Origin of the sequence: Streptomyces xanthophaeus, assembly GCF_000725805.1 — a bacterium.
Classification (GTDB): Bacteria; Actinomycetota; Actinomycetes; order Streptomycetales; family Streptomycetaceae; genus Streptomyces; species Streptomyces xanthophaeus.
The window spans coordinates 350,334-369,859 of record NZ_JOFT01000017.1; the positions used below are offsets into that span (position 1 = coordinate 350,334).

At 70.3% G+C, this 19,526-nt stretch carries 20 protein-coding genes; 9 read left to right on the forward strand and 11 right to left on the reverse strand.

All coding sequences use genetic code 11. The features are described from left to right. Window positions 1-44 precede the first annotated feature (44 nt). The 6 genes from IO30_RS43320 to IO30_RS44565 all read right to left on the reverse strand — a co-directional run bounded on the left by IO30_RS43320 (window position 45) and on the right by IO30_RS44565 (window position 6,118). Window positions 45-845 (reverse strand): hypothetical protein, encoded by an 801-nt coding sequence (locus IO30_RS43320; protein ID WP_237403309.1) that lies wholly within the window; start codon window positions 843-845, stop codon window positions 45-47. Between the two features lie 224 nt (window positions 846-1,069). After that, window positions 1,070-1,648 (reverse strand): hypothetical protein, encoded by a 579-nt coding sequence (locus tag IO30_RS43325; protein ID WP_078904653.1) that lies wholly within the window; start codon window positions 1,646-1,648, stop codon window positions 1,070-1,072. Between the two features lie 483 nt (window positions 1,649-2,131). After that, entirely contained in the window at window positions 2,132-4,255 is a 2,124-nt protein-coding gene (locus tag IO30_RS0112270; protein WP_031142201.1) for a sigma factor-like helix-turn-helix DNA-binding protein, read from the reverse strand. Beyond that, window positions 4,252-5,100 (reverse strand): bifunctional DNA primase/polymerase, encoded by an 849-nt coding sequence (locus IO30_RS41870; protein WP_031142203.1) that lies wholly within the window; start codon window positions 5,098-5,100, stop codon window positions 4,252-4,254. The genes IO30_RS0112270 and IO30_RS41870 overlap by 4 nt, the downstream gene beginning before the upstream one ends. A gap of 185 nt (window positions 5,101-5,285) precedes the next feature. Beyond that, window positions 5,286-5,567, reverse strand: coding sequence for a hypothetical protein (locus tag IO30_RS0112280; protein WP_157853207.1), 282 nt, complete (start codon window positions 5,565-5,567; stop codon window positions 5,286-5,288). Between the two features lie 215 nt (window positions 5,568-5,782). Continuing rightward, window positions 5,783-6,118, reverse strand: a complete 336-nt coding sequence (locus IO30_RS44565) for a helix-turn-helix transcriptional regulator (RefSeq protein WP_157853209.1) — start codon at window positions 6,116-6,118, stop codon at window positions 5,783-5,785. Between the two features lie 340 nt (window positions 6,119-6,458). Here IO30_RS44565 and IO30_RS48105 point away from each other — a divergent pair, with 340 nt between their 5' ends. Beyond that, window positions 6,459-6,716, forward strand: coding sequence for a helix-turn-helix transcriptional regulator (locus tag IO30_RS48105; protein WP_031142210.1), 258 nt, complete (start codon window positions 6,459-6,461; stop codon window positions 6,714-6,716). Between the two features lie 107 nt (window positions 6,717-6,823). Further along, window positions 6,824-8,053, forward strand: a complete 1,230-nt coding sequence (locus IO30_RS0112295; protein ID WP_051902147.1) for a site-specific integrase — start codon at window positions 6,824-6,826, stop codon at window positions 8,051-8,053. 8 nt (window positions 8,054-8,061) lie between these two features. Here IO30_RS0112295 and IO30_RS0112300 read toward each other — a convergent pair whose 3' ends face one another. Further along, window positions 8,062-8,523: a DUF4442 domain-containing protein gene (locus tag IO30_RS0112300; RefSeq protein ID WP_078904648.1), complete on the reverse strand. Its 462-nt coding sequence runs from the start codon at window positions 8,521-8,523 to the stop codon at window positions 8,062-8,064. 96 nt (window positions 8,524-8,619) lie between these two features. Here IO30_RS0112300 and IO30_RS0112305 point away from each other — a divergent pair, with 96 nt between their 5' ends. Both IO30_RS0112305 and IO30_RS0112310 read left to right on the forward strand, forming a co-directional pair. Then, entirely contained in the window at window positions 8,620-9,669 is a 1,050-nt protein-coding gene (locus tag IO30_RS0112305; protein ID WP_031142216.1) for a DUF8017 domain-containing protein, read from the forward strand. 71 nt (window positions 9,670-9,740) lie between these two features. Then, window positions 9,741-11,075: an MFS transporter gene (locus tag IO30_RS0112310; RefSeq protein WP_051859914.1), complete on the forward strand. Its 1,335-nt coding sequence runs from the start codon at window positions 9,741-9,743 to the stop codon at window positions 11,073-11,075. On the opposite strand, the gene IO30_RS0112315 is transcribed toward IO30_RS0112310, so the two are convergent. From IO30_RS0112315 to tuf, 3 genes are all read right to left on the reverse strand, one after another. Further along, complete coding sequence (locus tag IO30_RS0112315; protein ID WP_051859913.1) at window positions 11,062-11,853, reverse strand: spermidine synthase; 792 nt, start codon at window positions 11,851-11,853, stop codon at window positions 11,062-11,064. The genes IO30_RS0112310 and IO30_RS0112315 overlap by 14 nt on opposite strands. Before the next feature lie 78 nt (window positions 11,854-11,931). Beyond that, window positions 11,932-12,780 (reverse strand): patatin-like phospholipase family protein, encoded by an 849-nt coding sequence (locus IO30_RS0112320; RefSeq protein ID WP_031142222.1) that lies wholly within the window; start codon window positions 12,778-12,780, stop codon window positions 11,932-11,934. A 79-nt stretch (window positions 12,781-12,859) separates the two neighbouring features. Further along, the gene (gene tuf / locus IO30_RS0112325; RefSeq protein ID WP_031142225.1) at window positions 12,860-14,044 is read right to left on the reverse strand and encodes an elongation factor Tu; all 1,185 of its coding nucleotides are present in this window, start codon (window positions 14,042-14,044) and stop codon (window positions 12,860-12,862) included. Window positions 14,045-14,478: 434 nt separating this feature from the next. Here tuf and IO30_RS0112330 point away from each other — a divergent pair, with 434 nt between their 5' ends. The 5 genes from IO30_RS0112330 to lnt all read left to right on the forward strand — a co-directional run bounded on the left by IO30_RS0112330 (window position 14,479) and on the right by lnt (window position 18,600). Beyond that, window positions 14,479-15,207 (forward strand): TVP38/TMEM64 family protein, encoded by a 729-nt coding sequence (locus tag IO30_RS0112330; protein WP_031157296.1) that lies wholly within the window; start codon window positions 14,479-14,481, stop codon window positions 15,205-15,207. A 48-nt stretch (window positions 15,208-15,255) separates the two neighbouring features. Next, window positions 15,256-16,134 carry an undecaprenyl-diphosphate phosphatase gene (locus tag IO30_RS0112335; protein ID WP_031142229.1) on the forward strand — a complete coding sequence of 293 codons (879 nt, stop codon included), beginning with the start codon at window positions 15,256-15,258 and terminating at the stop codon, window positions 16,132-16,134. A 114-nt stretch (window positions 16,135-16,248) separates the two neighbouring features. Beyond that, the gene (locus tag IO30_RS45925; protein ID WP_167347255.1) at window positions 16,249-16,425 is read left to right on the forward strand and encodes a hypothetical protein; all 177 of its coding nucleotides are present in this window, start codon (window positions 16,249-16,251) and stop codon (window positions 16,423-16,425) included. Window positions 16,426-16,505: 80 nt separating this feature from the next. After that, entirely contained in the window at window positions 16,506-16,973 is a 468-nt protein-coding gene (locus tag IO30_RS0112345) for a nuclear transport factor 2 family protein (protein WP_031142231.1), read from the forward strand. Window positions 16,974-17,025: 52 nt separating this feature from the next. After that, window positions 17,026-18,600, forward strand: a complete 1,575-nt coding sequence (lnt, locus tag IO30_RS0112350) for an apolipoprotein N-acyltransferase (protein ID WP_031142233.1) — start codon at window positions 17,026-17,028, stop codon at window positions 18,598-18,600. Here the strand turns inward: lnt and IO30_RS0112355 are convergent. Next, the gene (locus IO30_RS0112355) at window positions 18,545-19,450 is read right to left on the reverse strand and encodes a Gfo/Idh/MocA family protein (RefSeq protein WP_031142235.1); all 906 of its coding nucleotides are present in this window, start codon (window positions 19,448-19,450) and stop codon (window positions 18,545-18,547) included. The genes lnt and IO30_RS0112355 overlap by 56 nt on opposite strands. Window positions 19,451-19,526: the final 76 nt, after the last annotated feature.

Genomic DNA, 19,526 nt, shown 5'->3' on the forward strand with positions numbered 1-19,526 from the left:
CGCGATGTGGCGTCCTGAAGCACGGCGGTCCAGGTCTTAGCCGTTCAGCCCGTCGGAGTCGACTTAAAGCCCGCGCAGGGATGGAGGCATCGGTGGCACGAGACGTCACGGCCGTTGGGATTCCCTCCCAAGGTGCGGGCTAGAAGGCCAGGATTGAGTTCGAGTTTTGAAATGCGGGCCAGCGGGTCTCTGGGCCTGCGCACCAAAGTCACTTCATGGATTCTAAATTCATCCATCACTGGGTGTGGGTAAACCCGTGCAATTTCACCATCGCCATGCAAGCAATTAGGGCGCCCGCAGGCACTACATGTCCCATCGGGGCTACGCTCGACCCGAACTTCATAAGAAGTGTCGAGTAGGTGCGGGCATAAGTCGATATCTTCTCTACACAGGGAGCATCGCCGCGCCGCTGTGAATCCGGCAGACATTCCCACCCTTTTATGCATCAGCGAGAGCCGACAGGTGTCCCAATAGCTACCTTCGCTATACTCGATGCGGCATCCGAAGATTCCGCAGACCAGCGCTGCCACCCCATGGGCATGCTGATGAGCCAGTTCGGACAGGTCTGTATCCTCCAGGAAATTGAATGCATCGACAGCCCGCACGAGGGACTCCCGCGCCGTTCTTTCCAAGGCCTGCCAAGGATCAACGTGCCCCTGTTCGCGCGCATTCAAATCGAGCCCTTCCGCCATCACTTCGTAATGTCGGACGTCAAATTTTTTGGCGCGCAGGGCGGGGAGTTCAATATTGAGCGGAGAGGCATTTGCCCGCCTGCTAATTTCACGGCGAAGCTGCTTTCGCGCAGGCGACCACACCTTGACGAGGAATTGCTTTTGAGATTCCATCGATCGTAAGCCATTGCGCTGAATTGACTTGGTAGTGGCTTCCCACGAAGGAAGCTTCGAATGCCCCAACCCCCAGGTTTGCGTCACGCTACGGCAGCATTCCCCATACAGGCGCGCGGACTCCCGTAGCGCCTCCACGCCGTCCTGGCGTAGCATCGCCAAGCGTGCCGGACCTGATGCCGGAGGAAGGGGAACGCCGGTGCGAACTATGTAACCCGAAAACCTCATTCGGGTGCGTCTTCCGAAGGGGCAGAGCTCGGGCTTCCAGAAGATAGTTCTGTCGGATGGCGGTCAGAAAGTGCGCCGCGCAGGAGATTTTCAATGTCTGCCACAGGGCTGGTGATCTCCAGGCCGCGAATTACAGTCTCTTGATCACTCCTTACGATCTCCGCGATCCTGACTGTCACATACGCGGACTCGACTTCCTCTCCAGGAGAAGCGGACCCGATCACGGAACGCGCACGTTGCCATGCTGTCCGAGCAATGCTCTTGATGACATCGCCAGTATAGTTCCCTGCCACTGCAAGCGCGATCACCGCCACCACCTCACCGGCGGCGCCGTATTCACTGAGGTACCGCCGGTCTTCCCTGACCGAGGCGAAATCAATATCCACGCCGTTGTGCCTCAGTGTTTTTACGAGGCCGGCCACATCGTCCCGATAGATTCCAACCCCATCGATCGTCTTGTCGGGCAACAGGAACAAGCGGCCGTCCATCGCTGCGGTCAAGACTTGCTTGGGAAGGTTCTCTTGAGGAACATCCCAACGCGTCACAAGTTCCTGCGAGGGGTTAGCATCCGTCATCGCCGAACCCACCTCCATTTAAGCGGCCAGCAGTACCTTTGAAGACTAGCGCCAAGCGTGCGGTCGCAGTCAGTTTCGGGGCTTTTAGTCCTGTGAGCCCCGCCCGCGTGGGCAGCCCTCGGTCCAAGGCGACCGACAGTCGTCTCCCCCTGCATCTGCCGTTAGTACCTGAAGGCGTAAATCTGTCCGAACTGGCTCATCGTCATGCCCGCAGGGTGGCAGCGTTGGTGTGCGGCATCGACAGAACAGTGGCGCCGCCAGCTTCTCGCATCGTGGCCCATGCGTGGACACGAGCAGCCTCATCGCGTTCTGTGTCTTCGTCGCGGTGCTGCACCGGACTCGAAGCGGGCAGGGCGAGCCGTTGAGGTGCTGCGCGAGCTGCTGCGCTTCCTCAAGCCGTTCTCGCGCATCTAAGCGCAGTCACCCGCACCGGCCTGTTCGCGCGATTCGATGTGACGTTCGCGAGCGGGCCGGAGCAGGCAGTCAGGTCGTCGTTCCGAGGATGTGCTGCGGAACGTGGTCGCAGGCGTCCACCTTGGCCTTGCGGGCGTCGCGAACGCGGTTCTTGACGGTGCCGATCGAGACCTTGAAGTCCGCGGCAATCTGCTCGTACGTCTCCCCGGCAAGCGCAAGCTTGACGATCGCGGCGTCCTGCTGCGGAGTGGTGGACGGCTTCCGGCCACCTCCGACTCCGCGGCCGACGCCCTTGCGCTTCTTCGACTCCGGCTGATTCGTCGGCGCCTCCGCAGGCAGCAGCTCCGAACGTTCCGCGGAGGGCGCGGGGACGACCTCGCCGCGTAGTGTCAGCTCCTCCTGGGCACAGCCGGTGCAGATGCCGGTGTCCATGCCGACCTCGGTCACGCCGCAGTGGCACAGGCCGCTCCGGGTGCGGCCGGTGCGCGACGCGACGAGGACTTCGGTGGCGATCCGTTCCAGGCGGGCGAGGTGCTCCTGCTCGCGCCGCTCCGCCTTCGTGGCGACGCGGGTGGCGTTCGGCTCGGGGGTGCGGGAGTTCGATTTCGAGCGGTTGGCTGGGGCGTCTTCGACTTCTTGTTCTTGGCCTTCATCTTCACCAACAGAAACTTCGCTACCAGTTCCCGGTTCCGGTCCGCCCCTAGAGGGGGCGGGACCGGTGGGACCGGTGGACCGGTTGGACTCTGGCCCGGCTCCGGGACCGGTTGGGAACCGGTTCGGAACCGGTTGGTCGATGTCCTGCTCGAAAATGTTGGACGCCCCGTCCTGCTCGACGTCGTCCTGGTCGCCGGTCTGCCAAGGCGTGTCAACGAACGACTTGGTGAAGGTGTGGAGGTGGGACTGCCCCTTGATCTCCCGCTCCACAAAACCCTCGTTCACGAGGATGTCGAGCGCCCGCAGCACGTTCTCCTTCCGGCACTTGATCCCCTTGGACTTGATCCGCTCGAAGATGGCGTTCGACGCCAACGGTGCCGGCGTGGGGCTGGCCTTGAATTCCTCCAACACTTCGGAAGCCATCTGCATGAGGTAGGTCGGCCGCTCGGGTCCGCTCTTCTCCTCGCTCGGCTCCTTCGGCGGGACGAGTGCGACGGCGAGGCCGAGGCCCTGGGTGGGGTCGACGGAGAACGTTCCGAGGACGTCGCGCCCTTCCTCTTCGACGCACAGGGCGAGGACTTCACCCACGCGGTCCTTCTCCACGGTGATGACGGACCAGCCCTTTCGGGCCGGGCTGGACTTCTTCACCAGGCGAACGCCGAACTGGATGCCGGTGAGACCGCCGAGCTTGTAGCCCGCGCCGACGGCCCAGCGCCCGCGGGTTGCCGGGTCCTTGGCCACGTGGTCGTTGACGCTGACCGCGGGGCCACCGAGGCCGTCCAGGCATCGAATGCGGCACAAGGCGCCAATGAACTCGCGGGCGAAGGTCGCGGCGTCGTCGTTGTCGTTGGTCTTCATCCCGAACAGACTGAGCGCGGCCGTCATCGAGTCGATGTTGACCAGGGTGGAGAGTTCGGCGTACCGCTTGATCACTTGCCAGGCGCTCTCTCCGGGCTTCCGGTCCGGAGAGAAGAAGTGGAGCCGGTGGAGGATGGCGTCGTTGTCGACGCCCATCCGCTGGAGGCGGTCCACGTAGAGGCCCAGGCCGTCCTCCAAGTCGATGACGACGACGTGGTTGCCCTTGTTCAGCTCTACGCGGGCGTTGTGCTGCTGGAACCAGCTCTTCATGCCGTTCGGCTCGCCCGAGAAGGAGTGGCTGCGTTGCCGGTAGAGCAGCGGTTCACCGTCGCTCCGTTCGCCCACAGTCGGCTTCTCGGGGGTGTACGTGCCATCGAGGTAGGGCCCGGGGTCCTGGCGAACCCAGCCCCCTTCCGCGGCTTCCGCATCTTGCTGGCGGACCCGCTCCTTCTCCTCCTCGACCGCGCGTCGCCGACGTTCAACAAGGTCCTGGTCATACTGCGGGTCGTCGTCTCCGACTTGCTCGGCTACGCGCTCCGGGCCGGCGGCGGAGTCATTTTCTGTGCCGAGGAGTCCTACCTGCTGCATCAGCTCCCGGACCTCGGGGACGTGCCGACGGTGGGGGGCGTCGGCATCACCGACGGCGCGGTCGAACGCGGCCCATGTCGTGTCGGTGGTCATGCCGCCACCTGCCGGGCGACAGTACGAACGGCGCGGGTGAGGGCGTTGCGGGCCTCCCAGGCGGTAAGCCCGAGCCGTTCCGCGCACACGCCGAGGACGCCGCGGACAGCAGTCTCATCGACCCCGTCCAGCACAGCCTCAGCGCAACGGCAGGCTGCCCACCACAACAGGTTGTTGCGGTTCCCCTCGTCCTGGTCCCGGAGCTTCGCGAGGACGCCCACCAGGTCCGAGGCGTCTACCGGATCCTCTCCCCGGCGGCGGCGCGGGCTGAGCGGGGTGGCTCGCAGCAGAGACGCGATCCACCCGGGCAGCGGGATGATGTCGGCGTCCCAGTCGCAGGCGGTGTAGACCGCGTTCGTCTCGTGGCGGGAGCCGGGGGCGATAACGTAGCCGCCGTGTTCGGAGGTGGCGGTGGCGCCGCCCCGGATGTCGAAGCCGCGGCCGGTGAGCGCGCCGAGACCGTTGCCCAGCGGGGTCTCGGGATCTGGCTGGAGGAAATAGTGGTGGCGGCGGCCGGCCCGGGTCCCGACCGTGAAGGTCTTGGGCATCTCGCGGTCGTGGTCGGCGCACAGGTCGGCGAGGGCGGTTCCGGTGTCGTCGTCCAGGACCAGGAGGCCAGAAGGCGCGCACGCGATCCCGATGTTGCGGGGGGTACCCGTGTACCAGCGTGCCGCGGTCGACGGGTCGTTCGCAGCCGCCGAGGACCACCGCAGTGTGGGGTGCTTACCGCGCGGGTGGAGCGTTCCCTTGGCCCGTTCGGCGCGGATCTGTTCGGGGTGGTGCATCCGCAAGCAGGCGGGTTCGGGGAGATGCGGGTGGTCGGCCGGGAACAGGTAGAGGCCCATGCGGTGCAGGCGCTCGGCGGAGTCCCCCAGGCGGGTGCATTCCGAGCTAAGCGATTGCTTAAAATCGGACGTTTCGGGGTAAGCTGTCATTGGTGATTGCGCTCCTGTCGGGTGGATGTCATCAGCGGCTTCCATGGGTTGGCGCCGCGTTGGGATGTGATCGAGGCCCCCACGCGGGGCCTCCGTCATGTGCGACCCCGTACGCGCGGTGTCGCGTGCGCCATCGGCCGCCACTGCTCGCCGTGACGGTGGAGCGGCACCCACCAGCCCAACGCCCAGCTGCCGACCGGGCCGCCGAGCTGGCGCAGGTGGTGCGCGAGGTGAAGCCGCCGCGGACCGTCGTCAAGCACGTTGCCCTCGTGGCTGAGGTAGCGCACCCGCACGTCCATACAGGGGCGGCGCTCACCCTGGACAACACCGAGGCGCTGGAGGGCCACCAGGCGACCGCTGTAGGACGTCGGACGCATCAACGGCACCAGGTCGCCACCGGCACGCGGAAGAGATCCAGGACGGGCCGTCAGCAGCTTCACGGCCCGTGCGACGGTCATTCCGTCGGGGAGGTGGGGCGAGTCGCGTACCGGTGCGGCAGCTGGGGGGCGGATAGTGGGTGCTGACACAAAATGCTCCATTCGAGTTCCTCCTCAGCGCCGGTGCAGGCCGGGGCTGTTGGCGTTTCCGGGGGTCAGACAGCGATCGGGGCGGCCGCGGGGCGACGGGCCCACCGTCGTTGCAGCGGGGGCGCCGCAGTCTCGTCGCGGCCGTGCTGCGCTTCGAGAAGGTGGAGTTCGGTGAGCGCCCGCAGGACGGGGTCCGTCGGGTCGGGCTCGTAGAGGTCGACGGCGCTGATCCCGAGGCCCTGCGCGATCAGCCCGACGACATGGTTGGGCGGGATCGCCTTGTTGTTCTCGTAGGTCCACACCGCGGAGGTCGTCCGCTCGATGAGCGCGGCGAGTTGGGGTTGACTGAGTCCGGCTTGAATACGTGCGGCAAGCAGACGGTGCGGCGAGAAGGTGGGCATGGTGAGGCTCCCGATTCGTTCGAGTGTGGCGAACCGGCACCAATCAACCATTCATGATTTTTGGAGCATAAATGCCTGTAGGTAATTAACTCAGACGGCGTAGTTCGCGCGCGAGAGCCGCCGCAGGAGGGCATACAGGCAGTGGCAGGGCCACGCTCTGAGGAGTCCGTGCGAAGAGGCCCGGCGTGTCCCGCAGCGTCCCGGTCGACGCGAGTGGTTGGATTGCTCTCGCATCAGCGCAACCGGTATCAATCTCGAAGGACTCCACTCCGCGTTCAAGAAGCTAGTTCTAGGGCACCTCGATGCCCTTCACTGCTCCTTGATACGTTGGAGTATTTTTATGCGCCCAAGCGCCGCCAGCGCGTCCAGCTGTGTAACTGACCGGCTGTGGACGACCGCGGAGGCCGCCGACTATCTCGGCTTGGCCGCCAAGACCTTGCGCAACAAGAGGTCAGCGGGACAGGGTCCGGCGTACGTAATGCTCCCGGGACATCGCTGGGCCTACTACCAGCCCTCCGACGTCAAGGCGTGGCAGAAGAAGAACACCCGGGTGATCAACCCAGAGACGAAAACCAACACGAGGAGGCGCGCGCGCTAATGGCGACGTATGACGACCGGTGGCACAAGAACCGGCCGAAGCCGGAAGACGAGCCATGCGGGTGCGGGACGGCGAGGACGCCGAAGTACCCGACCGCGGAGCACGGTATGACGATCAAGCGTCACCGCGTCCGCTACCGGGACCCCGACGGCCGTCAGTGTGCGCCGTGCTTCAAGACCAAGTCGCAGGCCCTGGCGCATAAGACCGACATAGAGAACCGGCTGCGATCGGGAACGTACTTGGTACCGGAGTCGAAGGAGGTGACGGTGGAGACGTACGGGGCGCGCTGGCTGGATAAGAAGGGCGACGTCGGCACCCTGGCCCAGTACGAGCGGCATCTGCGGCTGCATGTGAACCCGATCCTCGGGGACCGGGTGGTGGCGAGACTGAACGCGAAGGACATCCGGGATTTCGTGAAGTGCCTGGACGCCGGCTCGACCTACGGGGAGTCGATCTTCACGACGCTGGCGACGATGCTGACCGCGGCGGTGGACGACGGCCTGCTGGGCACGAATCCGTGCTGGGCGGATTCGGTGCAGCCGGTCAAGCCGCGCGCCCGGAGGGGCTCCCCCGTCTCCCGCCGCGTGCACGTGTGGACGGACGAGAAGACGTCGGCTGTGATCCGGGCTCTCCCCAAGCGGTACCGGGCGAAGGGCGCGGTGGGCGTCGGTTCCGGCCTGCGTCCCGCGGAACTGATCGGCGTCTCCCCTGACGATCTCGACCCGGAGGGCGGCTGGGTGAACGTGGTCCGTCAGGTGCAGTGGGTACCGGGGCACGGGTGGTGCTTCAAGCTGCCGAAGGGGGGCAAGGTGCGCCGCTCGCCCCTGTCTGACGGGCTGGTCGATGTGCTGGCCCTGCACGCGGAGGAGTTCCCGCCGGCGGAGGTGGTGCTGCCCTGGTACGACCCGGACGCGCGCGCGGACCGGCAGTTCCGCAAGCGGTCGGTGCGGCTGATGTTCACCACGCCGCAGATGCGGGTGGTCAGCTCCAAGGTCTTCAATGCCGACGTCTGGAAGCCCGCCCTGGTCCAGGCAGGGGTGATGCCGGACACCCCGGGCCCCGGCGCCACCAAGTATGCCGCGTCGCCGGAGAACGGGGTCCGGATGCTGCGGCACATCTTCGCGACACGCCAGATCGAGGCGGGTGAGTCGCCAGTCGACGTGGCGGATTGGCTGGGCCACCAGGACCCGCAGATCACGTTCGATCGGTACGTCCACGGCCGGAACGATGCGGGTGATCGCGGGTCCCGCGCCGTAGACGCCTTCCTCTCCGCTACGCTACGTGTGCCAACTCCGCGTAACAGAAACGGAAGTGACCACAGTGTGCTCAGCTACTGAGCTTCGGGTCATTTCCCCTGGTCATTGGGCCTCAAGGTCCACACCACGGTCATCTCGCCCGTCACGGCCTCGTCCTCGCGCTGGATGGCGATGGTGACCGGGAACTCGGGGCGGCCGCCCGCGTCGAGTTCGGCCACGACCTCCGCCGCGGGGCGGCCGAGCGTGGCGGTGGCGGTCACGACACCCTTGGCCAGCTTCTTGTAGCCGATCTCGGCCTTGACGGCCAGCGGCACGGCGCGCGAGAGCTGGTCGCCGAAGGCGGCCAGGACGATCGCGCCGCTCGCGGACTCGGCGAGGGTGAACATGGCGCCCGCGTGCGGGCCGCCGACGTGGTTGTGGAAGTCGGGCTGGTCCGGCAGCCGGACGACCGCACGCTCGGGAGTGGTCTCCAGGAACTGGAGGTTCAGGGTCCGGGCCATCGGCACGGTCGCGGCGAGCAGTTCGCCCACGTTCATCTGGTCTGCGCTCATGACGCGCGATGTTACCCGCGAGTAGAGCACCTTGGCCAGACTCCAGCCGGGGGTGGCCGTGGCTCCGCCGCTGCGCTCCCACTATCGTTACCGGCCATGTGGCCAGGACAGCAGCAGCCGCCCGGGGGCGAACCCGACCCCCAGGACGCGCAGAAGAACCCGTACCAGCAGCAGCCGGGACAGCCGGGGCAGCCGAACCCGTACCAGCAGCAGCCGGGACACGGCGAGCAGCAGCCCGGTTACGGGTACCCGCAGCAGCCGGGATACCAGCAGCCCCCGACCGTTCCCGTGCAGTCCTGGGGCCAGCCCCAGGCACCCCAGGCACCCCAGGGCGGCGGCGGAAGCCCGTTCTCGACCAAGACCGTGGCCATCGTGGCGGCCTCGGCGGTCGTCGTGACGGCCGCCGCCACCGGCGCCTTCGTGCTGACCCGGGACGACGACAAGAAGATCGAGGCGAACGACAAGCCCCCGGCCTCCTCCTCCGCGCCGCCCACCAGTGCGGCGCCCGCCCCCGCCGGCAGCAGCGCGAACCCGCGCGCCGGTGAGGACATCAAGCCCGTGATCCCGGGCTGGAAGGTCGTCATCAATCCGAAGTACGGCACGGCCTTCGACGTCCCGCCCGAGTGGAACGTCGCCGGCTCGGGCGTCATCACCGGCTTCTCGGACGAGACGAAGAACGACGGCACCCCGTTCGTCAGCATGTCGGCACCGGCCTACCTCAAGGAGGACTGGTGCAAGTTCGACTCCGACAAGAACGGCAGTGAGGAGACCTACGGCCTGGCCGGCACCGGCACCAAGGGCGCCCAGGGCGCCAAGGACACGGGCGAGGCCTCCCGCAACGCGGCCGCCAGCTGGGTCGTCGGCGCCTACGCCCAGAAGGCTCCGAAGGAGTCCATCAAGGTCTCCGAGGCCAAGGAGTTCACCTCCTCCTCGGGTCTGAAGGGGCACGTGGCCACGGCGACCGCGAGCGGGCTGCCGAAGGAGAACAAGTGCTCCTCCGACGGCCGCTCCATGGCCTTCAGCTTCAAGACCACCAACGGTGACTTCTCCAGCTGGATCCTGCACAGCCGGGTGGGCGTCCAGGGCGAGGTCACCCAGGAGACCTACGACAAGATCGCGAGCTCGGTCCGCCTCACCACTGGCTGATCCCCTCCTCGCCACTCCCCCGGGCCGGAAATTCGTTTGGATTCCCGGCCCGGGCCGGACAGAGTCCGGTGGTGAGCTCTCCACCCGCACCCCCTCCCCTCAAGCCGGCGCCGCGCACGCCCGCACCCCGCCGCCGACGGCCCGACTGGGCGGGCCGCAACTACAGCCTGCTGACGGGCGCGGCTGTCGTCACGAACCTCGGCAGCCACGGAGCGCACATCGCGGCCTCCTTCGCCGTCCTGGAGGCGGGCGGGTCCGTCGGCGACGTCGGCCTGGTGGCCGCCGCCCGTACGCTCCCGCTGGTCCTCTTCCTCCTCGTCGGCGGTGCGATCGCCGACCGGCTCCCGCGCCATCACGTGATGGTGGCCGCCAACGTCCTGAACTGCGTCTCGCAGGCGGCCTTCGCCCTGCTCGTCCTCACCGGGGACCCGCAGTTGTGGCAGATGATGCTGCTCACCGCGCTCTGTGGCACCGGCACGGCCTTCTTCAACCCGGCGGCCGAGGGCATGCTGCTGGCCACCGTCTCCGGCGAACACGCCAACCGCGCCTTCGCGTTGTTCCGCATGGCGATGAACGGCGCCGCGCTCGGCGGCGCGGCCCTCGGCGGGGCGATGATCGCGGCGATCGGGCCGGGCTGGGTCCTGGCCGTGGACGCGGCGGCCTTCGCGGTCGCGGGGGCCCTGCGGGCCTTCCTCCGGGTCGGCCGCATCCCCGAACGGGCTCCGGGCGGCGGGCTGCTGGCCGATCTGCGCGAGGGCTGGGTGGAGTTCCGCACCCGGCCGTGGCTGTGGAGCATCGTGCTCCAGTTCTCCGTCGTGGTCGCCGTGGTGGGCGCCGCCGAAGCGGTCTACGGTCCCGTCGTCGCCCGGGACCAGCTGGGCGGACCCGCCCCGTGGGGCATCGCCCTGGCCTTCTTCGGGGTCGGCACCATGGCCGGAGCCGTCCTGATGATGGTGTGGAAGCCCCGCCGGCTGCTGCTGGTCGGCACCGTGTGCGTGTTCCCGCTGGCGCTGCCCTCCGCGGGGCTGGCGGTGCCCCTGCCGGTGTGGGGGCTGTGCGCGGTGATGTTCGTCAGCGGGGTCACGCTCGAGGTGTTCGGCGTGAACTGGATGACGACCATGCACCAGGAGATCCCGGAGGACAAGTTCTCCCGGGTCTCCGCCTACGACTGGTTCGGCTCGGTGTCGATGCTCCCCCTGGCCACCGCCCTGGCGGGTCCGGCCGAATCGGCCTTCGGCCGCTCCGAGGCCCTGTGGGGCTGCGCGGTCCTGGTCCTCGTGGTCACCGCGCTGGTCCTGCTCGTGCCCGACGTCCGCCGGGTGACCCGCAAGGAGCCGGCCCCGGCCGGAGCAGCCACACCGGCCGCACCGGCCGGAGCAGCCCGGGACGCCGTCAGTCCAGGCTGAAGGCACCCTGCGGCGGCTCCGGGGAGGCCACGGCGTCCGCGTCCGCCACCGGCAGGGCCCCGCGCATGAGGCGGTCCAGCGGGGCCCCGGACTCCACCCGGGCCGCGAAGGCGTCGGCAGCGCAGCGGCGGGCCAGCGCGGCGACTTCCAGCGGGGCGTCGGAGGCCAGGAGCACCGCGTTGCCGAAGCGCCGGCCGCGCAGCACCGACGGCTCCGCGATCAGCGCGAGCTCGCCGAAGACCTCGCCGAAGTTGGCCAGCTGCGACCGCAGGAAGGCGAACGGGGCCCCGTCGGCCAGGTTCGCCGCGTACAGCCCTCCGGGCCGCAGGACCCGCGCCGCCTCGCGGGCGTACTCCACCGAGGTCAGCTGGGCGGGTACCCGTGCGCCGCCGAACACGTCGGCCACCAGCACGTCCGCGCTCCCCGCTGGCGCCGTCTCCAGCCAGGTCCGGGCATCGGCGGCGTGCACCGTGACCCCGGAGTCCTCGGGCAGCGGCAGGTGCTCCGCGACCAGGTCCACCAGGGCCGCGTCGAACTCCACGACGGTCTGGCGGGAACCGGGCCGGGTCGCCGCCGCGTAGCGGGGCAGGGTCAGCGCGCCGCCGCCGAGGTGCAGCAGGTCCAGGGCGAGCCCGGGCCCGGCGGCGCAGTCCAGGACGTGGGCGAGGCGGCGTACGTACTCGAACTCCAGGTGCTCGGGCTCGTCCAGGTCCACGTACGACTGCGGAGCGCCGTTCACGGTCAGCAGCCAGGCCCGGTCCCGGTCCACGTCCGGCATCAGCTTGGCTGTGCCCTGGCCCACGTCCCGGATCACCGGGATCTGTTCGTCGCTCACCCCACCATTGTCGGGCCGGGCTCAGCCCGACCAGACGGCGGCCGCTTCGGCGGCGTGCGCGGCGGCCTGCGCCAGGCCCGCCCGGGCGGCCGGGTCCCGGCGGGCCGGGTCGAGGACGTTGCGGCCGAAGGCCTTGCGGGCCGCGGCCGACGGGGTGATCACCAGCACCCGGGCGCCCGCGGCGCGCAGTCGGGCGGCCTGGGCGGCGGGCGAGGGGACGAGCCCGGAGCCGAGCGCGATCGGGGCGAGGACCACCACCCGGGCGTAGCCGGCGGCCAGGTCGGCATTGGTGGCGGAGCGGACGCCTCCGTCGATGAACCGGCGCCCGCCGACGGTCACCGGCGGCCACACCCCGGGGACCGCGCAGCTCGCGGACACGGCGTCGACCAGCCCGGCCTCGCCGGCCCGGTCGAAGTCGGCCGGTTCGCCGGTGTGCGCGTCCACGGCGGTGACGACGAGCCGCCGCTCGGGCCAGGTGTGCGAGACCAGGCGGGCGGCCAGTACCTCGCGCCGCTCGGCCTCCTCGGCGGCCGTGCGGGCGGCCAGTGCCATGGCGCCGACCCGCTGCCGGTAGGCCTTCGGGTTCCGCGAGCGCGCCATGGCGAGGGCGTACCGGGCGATCACGGCGGCCCCCAGCTTCGCCCTGCTCTCCCCGGTGGCGTCGCCGAGCTGGCGCTCGTACAGCTCCTGCGGGGTGAGCAGTCCGGAGGTCAGCTGGGCGCCGACCACCGAACCGGCCGAGGTGCCGACGACGAGGTCGGCGGCGGTGAGGTCGACGCCCGCGCGCGCGAGTCCGTAGAGGATCCCGCACTCCCAGCCGATGCCGGTCAGTCCGCCGCCGCCCAGTACCAGTGCCGTCTCGCCGCTCATCCCGGCCCGCCCTCCGTGTCCGCCCGTGGTGACGGCAGTCTGACGCAGCCACGCCGCCGCCACCACAGAGGGGTCCGGATCAGCCGAGCACGGTGGTCACCGTGCCCGCGCCGACGGTCCGGCCGCCCTCACGGATCGCGAAGCCGAGCCCGGCCTCCAGGGGCACGTCCCGTCCGAGCTCGACGGTCATGGTGACCGTCTCCCCGGGCCGGGCCACCCCGGCCGCGCCCAGGTCCACCTCCGCGACCACGTCGGCGGTCCGGATGTAGAACTGCGGCCGGTACCCGCTGGCCACCGGGGTGCTGCGGCCTCCCTCGCGGGCGGAGAGCACGTACACCTGCGCGGTGAAGCGCCGCTTGGGGCTCACGCTGCCGGGGGCGGCCACCACGTCCCCGCGGCGCACCTGGTGGCGCTGGACCCCGCGCAGCAGCAGCGCGACGTTGTCCCCGGCCTCCGCGGACTCCATCGGCTTGCCGAAGGTCTCCAGCCCGGTGACGACCACCGTCTGGTCGGAGCCCTCGTCGCCGCCGTGCAGGGTCACGCGGTCGCCGAGGCGTACGCTGCCCCGCTCGACGGCGCCGGTCACGACGGTCCCGCGCCCGGTGATGGTCAGGACGTTCTCCACCGGCAGCAGGAAGGGCGCGTCCGTGTACCGCACCGGCGTCGGCACGTACGTGTCGACCGCGTCCAGCAGCGCCTCGACCGCCCCGGTCCAGCGCGGGTCGCCCTCCAGCGCCGCGAGTCCGGAGACCCGGACGACCGGCGCGCCGTCCCCGCCGTAGCCGTGGGCGGTGAGCAGCTCGCGGACCTCCAGCTCGACGAGGTCGGCCAGCTCGGGGTCCGCGGCGTCCGCCTTGTTGAGCGCGACCACGATGTGGTCGACGCCGACCTGGCGGGCGAGGAGCACGTGCTCGGCGGTTTGTGGCATGACCCCGTCGAGGGCGGAGACGACGAGGATCGCCCCGTCGAGCTGCGCGGCGCCGGTGACCATGTTCTTCACGTAGTCCGCGTGGCCCGGCATGTCCACGTGGGCGTAGTGCCGGGTGCCGGTCTCGTACTCGACGTGCGTGAGGTTGATGGTGATCCCGCGCCGGGCCTCCTCGGGGGCCCGGTCGATCCGGTCGAACGGCACGAAGGAGGCACCGCCGCGCTCGGCGAGGACCTTGGTGATGGCGGCGGTGAGGGTGGTCTTGCCGTGGTCGACGTGACCCATGGTGCCGATGTTGAGGTGCGGCTTGGTCCGCACGAAGGCCGTCTTGGCCATGATGATTTCCCGTAGCTCGAAGCCTGGACGGGACCCCTGAACCGAACCGACCCTCCCCCTGCGGGGTCCGCCGGACGATCCGGGAAGGGTCAGCTTCGTGCGCCGCCGGTTGCGGCGAAGGCGGGTGCGCCTGCGAATTCCGTTGCGGCAGCCTTCGGCGCGTCCGCGACTGCGGACGGCGCTGCGGGGAAGGCGTACCGGGACATGTCCCCGATCCTGCCGGACGGCCTGCGGGCCGTCGACCGAATTTCCTTGTCCCCGGCAGCTCTTGGGCGAGCCCCCCGCTGCCGCGGAGCGCCGCGGGCGCCGGGGGCGCGCCCGCCGGGGCCCATGGTGACGCGGGTCACCGTGCGGAGCCCGGGCGTCGCCGGGGGTTCTCCCGGGTGAGGCACAGATTACGGCGCGACGCCGTACGGGTCGGTTACGCTCCCGGAATGTCCCTCCTCCTCGCGCCGCGCGTCCGGCTGTCGCTGCTCGTCGTGCTCCTCGCGGCAGCGGGGGCGGGCGTGCTGCTGTTCGAGCCCCAGCGCTTCCTGTCGGAGGGCTGGCCCGTGGGGCTGCCGGTCGGTGCGGCGGTCGTACTGTTCGCGGTCGCGTACGGCGTGTGCGCGGCGGCCTTCGTCCCCCGCCCCCTGCTGAACCTGGCGGCGGGCGCCCTCTTCGGGGCGCAGTTCGGGCTGGTGGCCGCGGTGGGCGGCTCGGTGCTGGGTGCGGGCATCACCTTCGGCCTGGGCCGGGTCCTGGGCCAGGAGGCCTTGCGTCCGCTGCTGCGGGGCCGCTGGCTGGAGGCGGCCGACGGCCAGCTCAGCCGGCACGGCTTCCGCTCGGTCCTCGCGCTGCGGCTCTTCCCCGGCGTGCCCTTCGTGGTGGGCAACTACTGCGCGGCGGTGTCGCGCTGCGGCTGGGCCCCCTTCCTCCTTGCCACGGGGCTGGGCGTGGTCCCGAACACCACCGCCTACGTGATCGCCGGAGCCAGTGCTTCCACCCCCGGTTCCCCCGCTTTCCTGATCTCCTTCGGCTTCATCGCGCTCTCCATGACGGCCGGTGCGGCCGTCGCCTGGCGCAAGCGGCACCGGCTGGCAGCGCCTCGAACGCCCGTATCGGCGTACGAACTGGTGCCCCAGCACCCCCCTGTGGTCAGCGGCGCCTCGCACGGGCCCTAGCATCGGACGCGAACTGCCCGACGATCACAAGGACGAGCGCACCCCGACATGAGCTGGTTCGAATCCCTAATCCTCGGTCTCGTCCAGGGGCTTACGGAGTTCCTCCCGATCTCCTCCAGCGCCCACCTGCGGCTGACCGCGGCGTTCGCCGGCTGGCACGATCCCGGAGCGGCCTTCACCGCGATCACCCAGATCGGCACCGAGGCCGCCGTGCTGATCTACTTCCGCAAGGACATCGCGCGGATCGTCTCCACCTGGTTCCGGTCCCTCTACACCAAGGCCCTGCGCTCCGAACAGGACGCGAAGATGGGCTGGCTGGTGATCGTCGGCTCGATCCCGATCGGTGTCCTGGGCCTGGTGTTCAAGGACGCGATCGTGGGTCCGGCGCGTGACCTGCGGCTGACGGCCACCACCCTGATCGTCATGGGCATCGTGCTGGGCGTCGCCGACCGGCTGGCCGCGCGCGACGAGGAGGGCGGCCGGCACCGCGCCGTCCGCGAGCGCAAGACGCTGGGCGAGCTGGGCGTCAAGGACGGTCTGGTCTTCGGTCTCTGCCAGGCGATGGCCCTGATCCCGGGCGTCTCCCGCTCCGGCGCGACGATCTCCGGCGGTCTGCTGCTGGGCTTCACCCGCGAGGCCGCGGCGCGCTACTCCTTCCTCCTCGCCATCCCGGCCGTGCTGGCCTCGGGAGCGTTCGAGATCAAGGACGTGGTGGAGAACCCCGGGCACATCTCCTGGGGGCCGACGGTCTTCGCGACGGTCATCGCCTTCTTCGTGGGCTACGCCGTGATCGCCTGGTTCATGAAGTTCATCTCGACCAAGAGCTTCATGCCGTTCGTGATCTACCGGATCGCCCTGGGCATCCTGCTGTTCGCGCTGATCGGCACGGACGTCCTGAGCCCCCACGCGGGTGAGTCCGGCTCGTAGCACGACCCCGCACCACCACTTCGCGTGAACCGCAGGCCGCCCGGGAACGTTCCCGGGCGGCCTGCGCGTCGTTGACCCACAGAGACCTGAAGGCAAGCAGCAGGGGGTGTCCCAATGGGTCGAGTGGTGCTGGAGCGTTTTCCGGCCGGAAGTCCGAGGGGGAGCTGGCCCGCCGAGGAGTACGCGGCGCAGCGGATGCGCGAGGGCGTGCCGGCCGAGGTGGTCATGGACCTGGACAGCGACGCGTTCCTCGTCGTGGTCCGGCAGCGGGAGGTGCGTTCCGGCCGCTGACGGGCCCGCGGAGCCGTTTTCGGCGAGCCCGTCGGGAACAGACCCTTGGCGTCGGGCGCCCGCAGCCCCACACTGACCCGATGACGCAGCGTGTGGACCTCGCGACCGTAATGGACCGGCTGGCCGTCGACGAGGTGGTCACGGGGTACGCGGTGGCCGTGGACGACGGCGACTGGGCGGCGTACCGCGCCCTGTTCACCGCCGGTGGCCGGGCCGACTACAGCTCGGCGGGCGGCATCGAGGGGCCCGCCGGGGAGGTGGCCGACTGGCTCGCGGAGACCATGAAGCTGTTCCCCGTGCGCCAGCACCTCGTCGTCAACCGGCTGGTGCGGCTGGAGGACCTGGGCGGTTCGCCCGGGGACCGCGCCGAGGTGCAGGCGGACTTCCTCAATCCGATGCGGCTGGCCGGGCCGGAGGAGGCCGCGGGCCCCACCGCGCCCAATTTCGTCGCCGCCGGGCGCTACACCTTCCTCCTGGAGCGCACTGCGGACGGCTGGCGGCTGAGCCGGGTGACGGTGCACGAGAAGTGGCGCCACCTCTCCGTGTGACCGGCCCTGCCCGGGCCGCCCGACACTGCCACACTGGATACGGAGGCGCGCCATGGTCCCGGTTCACAACGGATGGTCACCGAGGTGGCGCCCGGCGGCCGCGCTCGTCTGCGGCGCCCTTCCCGCCCTCGCCTTCCCCGCTCCCGCCCTCTGGTGGTTCGCCTACGTCGCCCTCGTGCCCTGGATGCTGCTGCTGAGGTCGGCCGCCACGGGGCGGCGCGCGGCCCTGGAGGGCTGGCTCGGCGGCGCCGCGTTCATCGTGGCGGTACACCACTGGCTCCTGCCCAGCCTGCACGTGTTCCTGGTGCCCGTGGCCGCGCTGCTGGGCCTGCTCTGGATCCCCTGGGCCCTGCTGGTACGGGAGTTGCTCCAGGGGGTCCCGGGGGCCCGGCGGGCGGCGGCCGCGCTGGTCCTCGTACCGGCGGGCTGGCTGCTGTCGGAGCTGGTCCGGTCCTGGCAGGGCCTGGGCGGGCCCTGGGGGCTGCTGGGGGCCAGCCAGTGGCAGGTCCCGCCCGCGCTGCGGCTGGCTTCGGTGGGCGGCGTGTGGCTGGTGAGCCTGCTGGTGGTGGCGGTGAACTGCGCGCTGGTCCTGCTGCTGGCGGTACCGGGGGCGCGGGCCCCCGCGGTGGCCGGGGTGACGGGGTGCGTGGTGCTGACGGGCGTCGTGTGGCTGTGGGCGCCCCGGCCCGAGGTCACGGGCGCGCTGCGCGTGGCCGTCGTCCAGCCGGGCCCGGTGGGCGGGCCGGACAGCGTGGAACGCCGGTTCGACGCGGGGGAACGCCTGACCCGGTCCCTGGCCGGGGGCGGGACCGGAGCCGGGGGCGGGACCGGGCCGCCGGTGGACCTGGTGGTGTGGGGCGAGAGCAGCGTCGGCGCGGACCTGACGGCGCGCCCCGACCTGGCGCGCCGGCTGGCCGCGCTGTCCGCGGAGGTCGGGGCCCCGCTGCTGGTGAACGTCGACGCGCGGGGCCCGGACCGGCCGGGGATCTACAAGAGCTCGGTGCTCGTCGGCCCGGGCGGTCCCGTCGGGGAGCGGTACGACAAGATGCGGCTGGTCCCCTTCGGGGAGTACGTGCCGGCCCGCGCCCTGTTCGGCTGGGCCACCTCCGTCGGCAAGGCCGCGGGCGAGGACCGTGTGCGCGGCTCCGCACCCGTGGTCATGGACCTCCCCGGAGGCGTCCGTCTCGGTCCGCTGGTCTGCTTCGAGTCGGCCTTCCCCGACATGGGCCGGCACCTGACGCGCACGGGGGCCGGCCTGCTCGTCGCCCAGTCGGCGACCTCCAGCTTCCAGGACAGCTGGGCCCCGGCCCAGCACGCCTCGCTGGCCGCCCTGCGGGCCGCCGAGAGCGGCCGCCCGATGGTGCACGCCACCTTGACCGGCATCAGTGCGGTGCACGGCCCGTCCGGGGAGCGGATCGGTTCGGCCCTGCCCACCTCGGCGAGCACCGCGGCCGTGTACGAGGTCCCGCTGGCCCGCGGCACGACCCCGTACGTCCGGTTCGGGGACTGGCCGGTGGCCGCGGCGCTGGCGGCCCTGGCGGCCTACTGCGCGGCCGAGGGGGCCCGCGTGCTCAGGAGGCCTGGCCGAGAGCCGAGCTCACCACCCGCTCGCAGAGTTCGTGGGTGAGCAGTGCGTCCCTGGCGCTGAGGGTCTTCCCGGCCGCGACGGCCTCCAGGAAGGCGTCCACGACCTGTTCGATGCCGCGCTGGCGGGCGACCGTCACCCAGTCCCCGCGGCGCCGCACGGTCGGCTGGCCCTTGTGGTCGATGATCTCCGCGAGGTTGACGACCTGGCGCTTGGTGTCCTGGCCGGAGACCTCCAGGATCTCCTCGGTGGAACCGGACAGCCGGTTCATGATGCCGAGCGCGGTGAAACCGTCACCGGACAGCTGGAGCACCACCTGGTGCATCAGTCCCTCGCGCACCACGGCGCGGACGTCGATGTGGTCCGGCTCCCCCGGCAGGAGGAAGCGCAGGGTGTCGACGACGTGGATGAAGTCGTCCAGCACGAGCGTGCGCGGGTCCTCGGGGAGACCGACCCGGTTCTTCTGCATGACGATCAGTTCGCGCGGGTGCTCGGCGCACTGCACGTATCCGGGCGCGTGACGCCGGTTGAAGCCGACGGCCAGCGACACCCCGCGCTCCTCGGCCAGTTCCACCAGCCGCTGTGAGTCGGCGAGGTCGTAGGCGAGGGGCTTGTCCACGTACGTCGCCACCCCGGCCTCCAGCAGCCGCGTGACGATCTCCGGGTGCGCGGGGGTCGGCGCGTGCACGAACGCCGCGTCGATCCCTTCGGCGAGCAGGGAGTCGAGATCGGTGTGGCGGCGCTCGCCCGGGATGTGGTGGAGGGCGCCGATCCGCTCCAGTGTCGCGGGGGTACGGGTCTGCAGGTGCAGCTCGACTCCCGGGCGGGTGGTGAGGACGGGCAGGTACGCCTTCTGCGCGATGTCGCCGAGTCCGATGCAGCCGACCTTCACCGGGGGCCTCCTGGTGGGTTGCGTGTGCGTTCCTTGTGGGACGCCAGCAGCTTAATCCCTGGTGGGAGGGGCCGGG

Bases quoted from the DNA above. Each gene is read 5' to 3' on its own strand.
- IO30_RS0112295 (WP_051902147.1), top strand. From the start codon at position 6,824: ATGACGATCAAGCGTCACCGCGTCCGCTACCGGGACCCCGACGGCCGT.
- IO30_RS0112300 (WP_078904648.1), bottom strand. From the start codon at position 8,523: ATGAGCGCAGACCAGATGAACGTGGGCGAACTGCTCGCCGCGACCGTG.
- IO30_RS0112330 (WP_031157296.1), top strand. From the start codon at position 14,479: ATGTCCCTCCTCCTCGCGCCGCGCGTCCGGCTGTCGCTGCTCGTCGTG.
- IO30_RS0112315 (WP_051859913.1), bottom strand. From the start codon at position 11,853: ATGCCGGACGTGGACCGGGACCGGGCCTGGCTGCTGACCGTGAACGGC.
- IO30_RS0112270 (WP_031142201.1), bottom strand. From the start codon at position 4,255: ATGACCACCGACACGACATGGGCCGCGTTCGACCGCGCCGTCGGTGAT.
- IO30_RS0112335 (WP_031142229.1), top strand. From the start codon at position 15,256: ATGAGCTGGTTCGAATCCCTAATCCTCGGTCTCGTCCAGGGGCTTACG.
- lnt (WP_031142233.1), top strand. From the start codon at position 17,026: ATGGTCCCGGTTCACAACGGATGGTCACCGAGGTGGCGCCCGGCGGCC.
- tuf (WP_031142225.1), bottom strand. From the start codon at position 14,044: ATGGCCAAGACGGCCTTCGTGCGGACCAAGCCGCACCTCAACATCGGC.
- IO30_RS0112305 (WP_031142216.1), top strand. From the start codon at position 8,620: ATGTGGCCAGGACAGCAGCAGCCGCCCGGGGGCGAACCCGACCCCCAG.
- IO30_RS48105 (WP_031142210.1), top strand. From the start codon at position 6,459: ATGCGCCCAAGCGCCGCCAGCGCGTCCAGCTGTGTAACTGACCGGCTG.
- IO30_RS0112345 (WP_031142231.1), top strand. From the start codon at position 16,506: ATGACGCAGCGTGTGGACCTCGCGACCGTAATGGACCGGCTGGCCGTC.
- IO30_RS43325 (WP_078904653.1), bottom strand. From the start codon at position 1,648: ATGACGGATGCTAACCCCTCGCAGGAACTTGTGACGCGTTGGGATGTT.
- IO30_RS0112280 (WP_157853207.1), bottom strand. From the start codon at position 5,567: ATGCGTCCGACGTCCTACAGCGGTCGCCTGGTGGCCCTCCAGCGCCTC.
- IO30_RS43320 (WP_237403309.1), bottom strand. From the start codon at position 845: ATGGAATCTCAAAAGCAATTCCTCGTCAAGGTGTGGTCGCCTGCGCGA.
- IO30_RS0112320 (WP_031142222.1), bottom strand. From the start codon at position 12,780: ATGAGCGGCGAGACGGCACTGGTACTGGGCGGCGGCGGACTGACCGGC.
- IO30_RS45925 (WP_167347255.1), top strand. From the start codon at position 16,249: ATGGGTCGAGTGGTGCTGGAGCGTTTTCCGGCCGGAAGTCCGAGGGGG.
- IO30_RS44565 (WP_157853209.1), bottom strand. From the start codon at position 6,118: ATGCCCACCTTCTCGCCGCACCGTCTGCTTGCCGCACGTATTCAAGCC.
- IO30_RS41870 (WP_031142203.1), bottom strand. From the start codon at position 5,100: ATGGGCCTCTACCTGTTCCCGGCCGACCACCCGCATCTCCCCGAACCC.